Raw genomic sequence first — 11877 nt, forward strand, 5'->3', positions numbered from 1 at the left:
TCACCTCTTCTGCCTGGCGAAGAAGGCCAGCTTGTCCGGGTTGGTGATGGTACGGAGGGCGATGATGCGATCGCCGTCGAACTCGGGGACGGTGACCCCGGAGAGCTGGCCGTCCAGGTACAGCACGAGGGCGGGCTCCCCGTTCACCACGTCCGGCGTCATGCGGATCCGCTGCGCGTACCCGGTCAGGGCGACCAGGTAGCGCAGGACCTCCTCCCGGCCGACCAGCGGGCGCCGCATTGCCGGCGCCTTGCCGCCACCATCGGCCCAGGCGACCACGTCCTCGGCGAGCAGCCGCTCCAACGCCGGCACGTCGCCGCCGAGGGCGGCCGCCAGGAACCGCTCCAGAAGCTGTCGGCGCTGCGCGGGCGGGACGGGGAACCGCTTGCGCGCCGCCGCGACATGCTGCCGCGCCCGGCGGTACAACTGCCGGACGTGCGGCTCGGTCACCTCCAGGATCTCCGCGATCTCGCGGTGGCTGTGACCGAACGCCTCACGTAGCACGAACACCGCCCGCTCCGGCGGAGTGAGCCGCTCCAGCAGTACCAGCATCCCCAGCGACAGCAACTCCCGCTGCTGCACAGTCTCCAGCGGGTCGAGCCCGCCGCTGCCGGTGACGACCGGCTCAGGCAGCCACGGCCCGACATAGCGCTCCCGCTGCGCCCGCGCCGAGGTGAGCCGATCCAGACACAGGTTGGTGACCACCTTGGTCAGCCACGCCTCCGGCGAGACGACGGTGTCGGTACGCTCCCAGCGTAGATAGGCGTCCTGCACCACGTCCTCGGCCTCGGACGCCTCCCCGAGCAGCCGGTACGCCACCCCGAACAGGCGCCGGCGGTTGGCCTCGAACCGCTCCAGCCGCTCCTGGGTCACGCCCATGACCGACTCCGGCCCGCGCCAGTGGAGGCCGGGGCGGGCGCGACCTTGCTCGCACGTCGGTCGCGCGGGTGGGGGGTGAAGGACATCACGGACGCACTTCCGATCGGCTCCCGGCAAGGTCGGACACCGACCAGCGTAACCACCTGCTCGTCGGGGCCGGTCGAGCGACCGCTGCGGGTCGACGCGCTCCGATCCGTCGTCGTCCAGTGTGCTCCGGACGCGGAGGGCGGTCAGGGTACTGAACCTGACCGCCCTTGCCCGCACCTGGCGGTACCCGTACGCGATGGGTTTGAATTCGGTGGAATGGCGCCAAGCGCGACCTGTGTTGACCGCCGGTGGCCGGTTCTGCCCGGTCACCGGCGGTCGGGGTGCTTCGCTACCCGATGGCGAAGCTGGGGTGCGGCGGTTGGTTGTAGGCGGTGTTCTGCCAGGCGACGGCGACCCGGTACTGCCGGTCCTGCATCAAGGAGGGCCGGGCGATGCTGGTGGAGTCGGTGGTGGAGTAGATGCGCAGCGCCGAGTTGTTCGACGTACGCCAGATGACCTCCTCCCGCCAGTCACCGAGGATGTCGGCGGAGAGTGCCGGGGTGGACTTGGTGCCGTTGTTCGAGGCGACCCCGGATCCGGTGAGCAGCCGGGTGTCGCCGCCGGTCCCGTACTTGTCGATGTGGGTGCCGTCGAGCAACTCCCGCTGCGCGTCGCCGTCCCACCAGATGACGAAGTTCGCCGAGGACGGGTTCCGGCCGATCGAGGCGCCGGAGCTGTTGTACAGGTTGCCCATCTGGGTGCCGGAGCCCCAGAACTCCGCGCCGGGGCTGCCCGCGTAGATGTCGGCGGCCACGCCACGGCCGGGTCCCTCCGCTCCCCCGTTGTTCGGCCGCTGCCAGATGACCTGGCCGTTGCTGCCGGCGTGCACGTCGGCAGCCGGCTGACTGCCGGACTCGTGGATGGTGAACACCTCAAGGCCGGCCCGGTTGGGGATCAGGTCGCCGACATGCATCGCGTCGCCGTGCCCGAAGCCGGTGGAGTACATCAGGGTGCCGTTGTCGTTGATGGTGGCCGCACCGTAGACGATCTCGTCACGGCCGTCGGCGTCGACGTCGGCGATGGACAGGTTGTGGTTGCCCTGCCCGTACGCACCGCCGCTGCCGGAGTCGTAGGTCCAGCGCCGGGTCAGACTGCCGTTGCGGAAATCCCACGCGACGATCACGGCCCGGGTGTAGTAGCCCCGCGCCATGATCAGCGACGGTCGCTGCCCGTCAACGTACGCGGTGCCGGCCAGGAACCGGTCCACCCGGTTGCCGTAGTTGTCTCCCCAGGAGGAGACGTTGCCGCGCGCCGGCTCGTAGTTCACGGTGGACAGTACGGCGCCGGTCTGGCCGTTGAACATGGTGAGGAACTCCGGGCCGGCGAGGATGTAGCCGCTGGAGTTGCGGTGGTCGGCGTTGGCGTTGCCGATCACCTGCCCGGTGCCGGAGCGGGTGCCGTCGGCGGTCTTCATCGCCACTTCCGCGCGGCCGTCGCCGTCGTAGTCGAAGACCTGGAACTGGGTGTAGTGAGCACCGGCCCGGATGTTGCGGCCGAGATCTATCCGCCACAGCCGGGTGCCGTTGAGCTTGTAGGCGTCGATGTAGACGTTGCCGGTGTAGCCCGACTGTGAGTTGTCCTTGGCGTTGGACGGGTCCCACTTGAGCACGATCTCGTACTCGCCGTCGCCGTCCAGGTCCCCGACGCTGGCGTCGTTGGCCGAGTAGCTGTACGACTCACCGCTGGGCGTTGAGCCGCCGGGCGGGATCTGCAAGGGCACGTCACGTGAAGTGGCGAACGGTACGACCTCGGGCTCGGCCGCGGAGCGCAACTCCACCCCTGCGCTGATCGGGCGGACGGAGTAGGTCGCTTCTGCGGGCGCACCGGCGTCCAGGTAGCTGGTGGCCGTGGTGATCGGCGTGGGATTGATCCTGACTGAGCCCCGATAGACGTTGAAGGCGGTGCCGGGCGGATCGGTGCGCAGCAACCGCCAGGACACGAAGTTGCCCCGGTCGGAGCGGATGGCGATCACTCCGCGGTTCAGCTTCTCCGTCGTCGCGTGTGCGCCGGCCGGCGCGGAAGCGGCTCGGCCGGGGAACGGGCCGGTCGCGGCGTGTGCGCCGGTCGGGGTGACGATGCCGGCAGCCGCGACGGTGATGGCGGTTGCCGCGGCGAGCACGAGCCGCGGAGCTGACCGGACCTGGCACAGACCGGTCGGGGGGCGGTGGTTGATACGTTTCATTGGGACCGTCCAGGTAAGGGGTGCACAGGAACGCGCACCGAGGGATGTGCGTGGCCTCGTACCGGGCGATGCTCGTGACGTTCGATGTTGCGCTGTCTACAGAGGACGACGGCCGGTGTCGACAAGAACGGCATCGTCCTTGAGCGGCGTCGGCCCACCGGCCGCGACTGTTAGCGCTAACAGATGCGACGACGCTCCGGACGAGGCCGCCCCGCCCGCCGCGCACCCCGAGCCCGGTCCCGAGTCCCCCGCCGCCCCTGGGTCGGTCTACAGGACAGCCGCCACAAGATCGGTCAATACGCTTACATAGACGAATGTAAACATCGAGCGTATGCGCGTCAAGTGCTCTCCGACGGACCAGCCAGGACAAACACCGCTCCTCCGCCGCCGGTCCGGGCACTTATGCCGGCACCCAGAAGCGAGCACCGAACCCGTTCACGAGCGCAGAGCCCCCTCCCCGACCAGCCCGAGGCGCACCGTCGTCAACCTTGACATCGCAGTTACAAGCGTCAACACTTCAGCACAAGCCCGAAACAACCGCCCCCGACAGAACCAGGCGGATGTGAACGCTAACATCAAATTGACCTGATCCGCAGCCCGGCCGGGTCGGCGCCGACAGGCTCGCCACGTTCTCGTCTCGGCACCTGGCGGTGTCCCACAGCCTGCTGGAGGACCCATGATCAAGCGCAGGACGCTGCTCGTCGCCGCGGGCGCCGGAGCGATAGGTGGCGCGATCGCTGGCGGCCCAGCCCGCGCCGACGCCACGATCGCGATCGATCCTCGCGCCGACCACGGCGGGTGGGAAGGTTGGGGCACGTCGCTGGCCTGGTGGGCCAACGTGTTCGGCGACCGGGACGACTTCGCGGACATCTTCTTCACCACCAGGTCCGTGGCGTACAACGGCGGCACGCTACCCGGCCTCGGACTGAACATCGCCCGCTACAACCTGGGCGCCTGCAGTTGGAACAGCGTCAACGGCGAGACGATGGTGGCCTCCCCCAACATCCCCCGCTTCAAGCAGATCGAGGGCTTCTGGCAGGACTGGCACAACGAGGACCCGGCGTCGTCGGCGTGGAACTGGAACGTCGACGCCAAACAACGCGCCGCGCTGGGCAAGGCGGTCCAGCGGGGGGCGATCGCCGAACTGTTCGCGAACTCCCCGATGTGGTGGATGTGCCTCAATCACAACCCGTCCGGCGCTGCGGACGGCGGTCTCAACCTCCAGTCGTGGAACCACCGTCAACATGCCCTGCACCTGGCGGTGACCGCACGCTACGCCCGCGACCGCTGGGGCGTCACCTTCCGCACCGTGGATCCCTTCAACGAACCGTCGTCGAACTGGTGGCGGGCCGACGGCACGCAGGAAGGGTGCCACATCGACGCCACCACGCAGCGCAGCGTACTGGCCAACCTGCGCACCGAACTGGACCGGCAGGGCCTGACCGGGATCGCCATCTCGGCGTCCGACGAAACCAGCTACGACCTGGCGCGTACCACCTGGAACAGCTTCGACGCCGGCACCAGAGCGGTGGTACGGCAGGTCAACGTGCACGGATACCAGGGCGCCGGCGGTCGACGCGATCTGCTGTACAGCGACGTGCGCGCCGCCGGGAAGATTCTCTGGAACTCGGAGGCCGGCGACAGTGACGGCACCGGCATCACCATGGCGCGCAACCTGTGCCTGGACTGGCGCTGGCTGCATCCGACCGCGTGGTGCTACTGGCAGGTGATGGACCCGAGTGCGGGCTGGGCAGCCATCCAGTACGACTTCAACACCCTGCGCGCCGGCGCCGTGCAGCCGAAATACTACGTACTTGCCCAGTTCACCCGGCACATCCGCCCCGGCATGCGGATCATCGACACCGGCGTGGACTACGCCGTCGCCGGGTATGACCCCGCCGCTCGCCGGCTGGTCATCGTCGCCGTCAACACGGGCGCCGCCCAGACCCTCACCTTCGACATGTCCGGCTTCGGCCAGGTGACCGGCGGCTCGGGCGGCCTGGTGCCGCGCTGGTCCACCGTGCCGGCCGGTGGTGACCGCTACACCGAACGCCAGGACGCCCGGGTCGACGGCAAACGGGTCAGTGTCGCCTTCCCCGCGGCATCGGTGCAGACCCTCCAGGTCGACGGCGTCACTGTGTAGCCCCGCGACCGGACCTCGACCGATCACCGGGTCGCACCGCGACGAGATCTCAGGGATGGCCATGGACCAGTTGCAGCGGATGAGGTGCGACACCCGCGACGAACGGGCACGGTGCCTCGACCAGTACGCGACGTCGCCGTGGAGTGCCCGGATCCCACCGCCGGTATCGGCACCACGATGCCAGACGTCCGAACCCACCGACCATCGCCGTCGCACAGTCAGGGTTAACGCAGCCGTGCCGTTCTGTGCCGCCCATGACGCCCGGACCGGGCCATCGCAGCGCTCCGTTCGAAGCGTCCCGTCTCCAGGAGTTGAACATGTTCGTCGTTGACCGGCCCGCCGGCCTGGACCGTCGGCCACGTCGCCTCGGCGCCGCGGTGGCCAGCACGGTGCTCGTCGCCGGCCTCATCACGCTCATCCCCGGCCAGCAGGCCAACGCCGCCGCGATCGACCCGTTGGCGTACTACCAGATCGTGTCCCGGCACAGCGGAAAGGCGGTCGAGATCGCCGGCCAGTCCACCGCCGACGGGGCGGCCGTTCAGCAGTGGGCCCGGACCGGTCAGACCAACCAGCAGTTCCAGTTCGTCGACGCCGGCGGCGGTTACTACAAGCTGCGTGCCCGGCACAGCGGCAGCCTCGTCGACATCTCGGGCGCCTCCACCGCCGACGGCGCCAATGTCGTGCAGTGGCCCGACAACGGCGGTACCAACCAGCAGTTCCGGGTCGTGGACACCGACAGCGGGTACGTCAAGCTCGTCAACCGCAACAGCGGCAAGGCCCTGGAAGTGTGGGACTGGTCGACCGCGGACGGCGGCCGGATCTCGCAGTACACCGACACCGGCGGTGCAAACCAGCAGTGGCAACTTGTCCGCACCGACGCGCCCGTGCCCACCACCTACGCCGGCTACCTGTTCAGCTACATGACCGGCGAGGGTAGCGCCAACGGCGAGCAGATCTACTTCGGGTTGAGCCAGGGCAACGACCCGGTCCGGTGGCGCCAGCTCAACGGCGGACAGCCGGTCCTCACCTCCAACGTCGGCACCAGGGGTGCGCGGGACCCGTTCATCATCCGCTCTCCGCAGGGCGACCGGTTCTACCAGATAGCGACCGACCTGCGCATCTACGGCGGCGGGAACTGGGACGCCGCGCAGCGCACCGGCAGCAAGTCCATCGTGGTCTGGGAGTCCACCGACCTGGTGACCTGGAGCGCCCCCCGGCTGGTCCGGGTCTCGCCCGACACCGCCGGCAACACCTGGGCGCCGGAGGCATACTACGACGACAGCATCGGCCAGTACGTGGTCTTCTGGGCTTCGAAGCTCTACGCCGCCACCGACCCGAACCACACCGGCAGCAGCTACAACCGGATGATGTACGCGACCACGCGCGACTTCCGCACCTTCAGCCCCGCGCAGGTCTGGGTGGACAAGGGCTACTCCACCATCGACTCCACGCTCATCAAGCACAACGGCACCTACTACCGCTACACCAAAGACGAGCGCAGCTCCTCCCAGTCGGCGTGCGGCAAGTTCATCCTGGCCGAGCGGTCCACCACGGTCCTCAACCGAAACTACTCGTTCGTCCGGGAGTGCATCGGCCAGGGCTCGCTGAGCCAGGGCGAGGGACCGCTGGTGTTCAAATCAAACACCGAGAACCGGTGGTACCTCTACATCGACGAGTACGGCGGCCGTGGCTACATCCCATTCAGCACGACCGACCTGACCACCGGCCAGTGGAGCATGGTCTCCGGCTACACCATGCCGGGGCGGCCCCGCCACGGCACCGTCCTCCCGCTGACCCAGGCCGAGTACGACGGCCTCGCACGACGCTGGGGATGAGGAGCGCACAGCCGTCGGGTAGCTCCGGGCACCGAGGTAGGCCGACGCTCCGGGCCACGACGCCCGCTCAGCGCTGGTCCTGGCGGACGCCACGCGCACGGTCCTCGCTGGCCGGATCGACGTCCTGGACATGATCACGCCAACGGGTCAGGTGATCGAAGTGTCGGCTCAGCACGCACGCGTACGCCTCGGATCGGGCAACCTCGCGTAGGCTGACCTGTTCCTCCAGGACCTCTCGGGCGAACCTCCGCATCTCCTGGTCCGGCGCGCGGTCCCGGAGTTGGCGTAAGCCCGCCAGCAGTACTCGGGCGGCCTGCTGGTCGCCCCCGGTCATCGTCACCAACTCGTCGTAGACGGTCACGGTTGCCTCGGGTGGTCGTACGGTTGGGCGGGCAGCTTCAACGACTTGAGCGCGTCCAGGTCGGTCAGGGCCTTCACCGCTCCGGCGATGGCCTGCAGAGCGGTGGTGGCGGCCTGGATCTTGCCGGCTGCCTTCTGGATCAGCTGCTGGATGCGCAGCACCTGTGAGGCGGCCAGGGTACCGCCGGCCCAGCCGCCGATCCCGGACCAACTCGTCAGCACACCCAGCCCGGCGCCGAGTCCGCCGACCAGCACCGCGTCGGTGATCGCGCTGATGATCCCGGCGACCTGGTTGGCGAGCAGCCAAACGCCCTGCGCGGCCTCCTGGTACTGCGCGGACACCTCACGCAGCACGGACTGCGCTCGGTGGCATGCCGCCGCCACCTCGACGAAGTACGCCGTCGCGCCGCTCGCCGCGTTGCCGGTCCAGTACTGGTCGACCTCGTCCGTGGCGTGCTGGATATTGCGGCCCACCTCGGCCAGACACGCACCCAACCGGTCCAGGGCGAGGCCGTAGCGGGCCAGCGCTCGCCAGTCACCGGTGAACGGTGTGGTCAGCGACCTGATGACGTCGTAGCCGAGGGTCTCGCGGAGCAGCCAGTTCAGCCAGGATGCCGGACTGACAGGTTCGAAGACCGCGTTCAGGTCGAGGTACCCGTTGCCGACGCTGGCTTCCGGTTCACCGGGGTCGGTCAGATGGTGAGTGGGGTCGCTCCCGGCGTACAGCGGCCCGGGCGGGACCGCGGCCGTCTCGCGCCAACCCGGCGGCTGGTACCACGCCACGGGCGCGGCGTAGCCGCGGTCCAGTTCGGCGGCGGCGGCAATGTCGGTGTTGACGTAGTAGTGCGCGGCGGAGAACAGCTCGAAGGCCGACTCGCTCAGCAGGTCCTCCAGGTGGCGCAGCGCGTCGACGAGGTCGTCGCTCGCGCTCTCGTGGGCGGAGCGAAAGAGGCTGATCAGCCCCTCTTCCTGCCAGCTGAAATCGGCGTATCCGTAGATGTAGGACCGGGCCGCGAACACATCCCGGCCGAGGTCGCCGATGCGCGAGGCGAACGATTCAAGCCCGGTTGCCTCAACGCGCAATGTGCTCATCCCGCTCCCCGCGTCGCCGTGCCTGGTTCGTCCTCGCGTGTCGAGCCGGCGCCGTGAGCCGGTGCACGGTGCCAGCCAGTGCCTCCGCATCCGGTACACCACCGACCGGGCGGCGCAGTCGGCCCGGCGGCAGCGCCGCCGAGGTGGCGTATCACGGCTATCAGGGTATTGACGTGCGGACCTGAGCTGTGTCAGGTGAACACCCCACACATGTTCATTCTCGGTACCGTTGGCGGCGTTAGAGTGTCTGCCGGCCTGCCTGACAAGCTGAGGGGCGGTGGGCACGGTTCCAGGCTTCGGTGGTGTGGTGAAGGCGACCGACGGCGGGGAGCCGTTGGTGCTCCTGTCGCGGTTCGGCCGGCGCTTCGCGGCCGTTGTCCGGGTCGCGATCTTCGGGCCGGTCGCCGTCATCGGGCTGCTTCGTGCCACGGACGAGCACGTGGCGTCGACGGCACTGGTGGTCGGCGGCGTCGCGGTGTGGAGCGCGGTGTACGTGTGGTGGCTGCTCCGACGCACGGACCTGTGGGGAGCCGGGGTGGACGCCGCGGTCATGGCCCTGGTGTGCCTGAGCATCTTCTGGACCGACGCGGCGGAGCACGAGAACATCGGTTGGATACGCCTGCTGGTCAGCTTCGCCTGCGTGACCTATCAGTGGTATACGCCGCTGGCGTACGGCATTGCGGCGACCGCGATGGCTGCCGGGACGTTGCTTGCCGTCGTGCTGATGTCGGCTGCGGCGGCGAATGTGGTGCACGCCGCGATCTGGGTGCTGGCGATCGCGACGCTGTCCCGGGTGGCGTGGCTGCTCGTGGAGCAGGGGGCCCGCAGCGCGGATCGTCTGGCCCGGGACGCGGAGAACGCGCGCAGGGCGCACCAGGTCGCGGCCGCGGTCCGCGCCGACGAGCGGGAACTGGTCAACGCGCTGCACGACACCGCTGCCACGACTCTGTTGATGGTGGGCGGCGGTGAGGTGCGGCCCCGGAACGACTGGCTCGTACCACGGGCCCGGCGGGACCTTGAGATGCTCCGTGCGTACGGCGAGCAGGTGGATTCTCACGCCGATCTGGTGCAGCTCCTAGGGGCGGAGGTGGAGGCGGTGAGCCGGCTGCCGGTACACCTCTCGACCCCCTCGGAACTGCGGGTGCCCTACCGCGTCGGCCGCGCGCTGGCTGACGCGGCGCGCGAGGCGATGAACAATGCCGTCCGGCATGCCCGCGCACCGGAGATCAGGGTGCGGCTCAGTGGAGGGCCGGCCCGGTTGCGGCTGGATGTCGCCGACGATGGCGCGGGCTTCATCCCCGAACAGGTGCCTGCCACCAGGCGAGGTCTGCGGGACTGCATCAGCGGCCGGTTGGCCGCGATCGGCGGTACTGCGACGGTCACCTCCCGGCTCGGCGAGGGCACGCTGGTGCGGCTGGAGTGGCACGGTGGATGACGATCCCCGGCAGGCGATCGAGCGAGCCACCCGCGCCCAGCTGATCGCTCGGCTGCGGGTCGGGGTCCTGGCCGTCGCAGCGAGCGGTCTGCTGCTGCTGAGCCTGCCCAACATTCTGCGGCACTGGAAGCTGTACGAGCCGGCGTGGGTGCAGATGTGCGCGTTCGCCCTGCTCGCCGGGCTACTGTCCGTCGAGACGGTACTGGTGGCCCGTGGCCGACTCTGGCCGGTGGCGTGGCGATGGCCGGCCGTGGCGGTGGTCCTGCTCTGTTCAGCGCTGTCGTACGCGGCGCTGCCCTACGGCCACGCGGCCCTGGCCGGTGACTGGATCTTCGGCGAGGCGACCTGGGTCGGCCTGGTGATCCTGCTGAGTCAACCGCTGCGGGTCCATCTCGGATTTCTCGGCGCCCACTGGAGCGTGGCGCTGGTGAACGTCCTGTTGTCCAGCGACGGCGATCGGGCCATGCTCCTGCGGTTCGCCACGGGGTCGATCGGGGTCATCGGCTACCCGATGTGCATGGCGATAGCTGCCGCCGCGTTCCGGAACATCGCCGCGTCGGCGGCCACCGCCACATGGGAAACCGAGCGGATATCGGTCGCGGAGGCCGCGGCGGCCGAATCACACCGACGGCGACAGCAGCGGCTGGCCGACTTGGACCACAGCACGATCCCGTTGCTGGAAGGGCTGTCCAGCGGACGGCTCGACCCCCTCGACCAACAGGTCCGCCGCGCTTGCGCCATCGAGTCGGCCCGGATGCGGCGGCTGTTCGCCGAGGTCGACATCGCGCAGAACCAGCTCTTGCACGAGCTGCGGCACTGCGCGGATGTCGCGGACCGCAAAGGCGTACTCGTGGAGCTGGACGTCCGAGGCCAATGCCCGGACCTTCCGCTGCCGGTCCGTCGCGACCTCACCGAGGCCCCGCTCACCATGCTGGCCACGGCGGCGTCGTGGGCGCGGGTCACCGTCATCGGCACTCCCGACCTGGTTTCGGTCAGCGTCGTCGCCGACTGCGGCCAGGTCGACCTGCCGCGGCCCGAGGTGCCGGGGGTACGGCTCGACACGTTTCGTAACGAGGAGAAGCTGTGGGTGGAGGTGCGATGGCGGGCGGACCCATCACGGCAGTGATCGTTGACGACCATGTAGCGATCGCCGCAGGCGTGCGCTACTGGTGCAGCCAGGCGCGGCCACCGATCGAGCTGATCGACGCGCAGGCCCGGTTGGCAAACGTGTGGACGGGCCCGGGCGCAAAGGCCGACGTGGTCATCCTCGACCTGGAACTGATGCCCAAGACGCCCGCCTTCGGCGAGCTGAGCCGGCTTGTCGACCACGGTCGCCGGGTCATCGTCTACTCCCAGCACACCGACAGCCGTACCGTGCTCAAGTGCGTGAACCTCGGTGCGCTCGCGTACCTGACCAAAACCGAGGGGCAGGAGCACCTGGTACCGGCCATCCAGGCGGCCGCGAACGGCAAGCCGTACACTGCGCCTTCGCTCGGCGGAGTGCTGATAACCGACGATGATCCGGGCCGCCCCCGGATCTCCCGTCGCGAGGCCGAGGTGTTGCGCGCCTGGTTCGCCTCCTCCTCCAAGGAACTCGTCGCCGCCAGGCTGAACATCAGCGTGAAAACCGTGGACACGCACATCGAGCGGGTACGGGTCAAGTACGCCAATGTCGGCCGGCCGGCCCGTACCAAGAGCGACCTCGTGACCCGAGCCCTCCATGACGGCCTGATCACACTCGACGAGCTGGACGAGTAAGCCGTCACGAACTGGACAGGCCGATTCGACAAGTATCGACCGAGTCACGCCGGTCATCCAGGCAGAGGTTCTCCCCGGATGAGTCGGACCCGTTCCAGGCGGCCGG

The 11877-nt window shown here is 69.1% G+C and carries 9 protein-coding genes; 5 read left to right on the plus strand and 4 right to left on the minus strand.

The window, feature by feature from the left end; all coding sequences use genetic code 11:
* A complete protein-coding gene (locus AAH979_RS06040) occupies positions 1-879 on the minus strand; it encodes an RNA polymerase sigma-70 factor (protein ID WP_346257027.1) in 879 nt (292 codons plus the stop codon).
* 376 nt (positions 880-1255) lie between these two features.
* On the minus strand, positions 1256-3148 hold the full coding sequence (locus AAH979_RS06045; RefSeq protein WP_346257028.1) for a rhamnogalacturonan lyase: 1893 nt from the start codon (positions 3146-3148) through the stop codon (positions 1256-1258).
* Between the two features lie 676 nt (positions 3149-3824).
* Here AAH979_RS06045 and AAH979_RS06050 point away from each other — a divergent pair.
* Together AAH979_RS06050 and AAH979_RS06055 are read left to right on the plus strand one after the other, a co-directional pair.
* Positions 3825-5291, plus strand: coding sequence for a hypothetical protein (locus AAH979_RS06050; RefSeq protein ID WP_346257029.1), 1467 nt, complete (start codon positions 3825-3827; stop codon positions 5289-5291).
* Positions 5292-5608: 317 nt separating this feature from the next.
* Positions 5609-7126 carry an RICIN domain-containing protein gene (locus AAH979_RS06055; RefSeq protein ID WP_346257030.1) on the plus strand — a complete coding sequence of 506 codons (1518 nt, stop codon included), beginning with the start codon at positions 5609-5611 and terminating at the stop codon, positions 7124-7126.
* A 67-nt stretch (positions 7127-7193) separates the two neighbouring features.
* Here AAH979_RS06055 and AAH979_RS06060 read toward each other — a convergent pair whose 3' ends face one another.
* On the minus strand, positions 7194-7487 hold the full coding sequence (locus AAH979_RS06060) for a hypothetical protein (RefSeq protein WP_346257031.1): 294 nt from the start codon (positions 7485-7487) through the stop codon (positions 7194-7196).
* On the minus strand, positions 7484-8578 hold the full coding sequence (locus AAH979_RS06065) for a type VII secretion target (RefSeq protein WP_346257032.1): 1095 nt from the start codon (positions 8576-8578) through the stop codon (positions 7484-7486). Before AAH979_RS06065 ends, AAH979_RS06060 begins: the two co-directional genes overlap by 4 nt.
* Positions 8579-8855: 277 nt before the next feature.
* Here AAH979_RS06065 and AAH979_RS06070 point away from each other — a divergent pair, with 277 nt between their 5' ends.
* Genes AAH979_RS06070 through AAH979_RS06080 form a run of 3 tightly spaced genes read left to right on the plus strand, consistent with a single transcriptional unit; the run spans position 8856 to position 11771 of the window.
* Entirely contained in the window at positions 8856-10013 is a 1158-nt protein-coding gene (locus tag AAH979_RS06070) for an ATP-binding protein (protein ID WP_346257033.1), read from the plus strand.
* The gene (locus tag AAH979_RS06075; RefSeq protein ID WP_346257034.1) at positions 10006-11139 is read left to right on the plus strand and encodes a hypothetical protein; all 1134 of its coding nucleotides are present in this window, start codon (positions 10006-10008) and stop codon (positions 11137-11139) included. Before AAH979_RS06070 ends, AAH979_RS06075 begins: the two co-directional genes overlap by 8 nt.
* Entirely contained in the window at positions 11112-11771 is a 660-nt protein-coding gene (locus AAH979_RS06080) for a response regulator transcription factor (RefSeq protein WP_346257035.1), read from the plus strand. Before AAH979_RS06075 ends, AAH979_RS06080 begins: the two co-directional genes overlap by 28 nt.
* Positions 11772-11877: the final 106 nt, after the last annotated feature.

This window comes from Plantactinospora sp. ZYX-F-223 (genome assembly GCF_039649625.1).
Classification (GTDB): Bacteria; Actinomycetota; Actinomycetes; order Mycobacteriales; family Micromonosporaceae; genus Plantactinospora.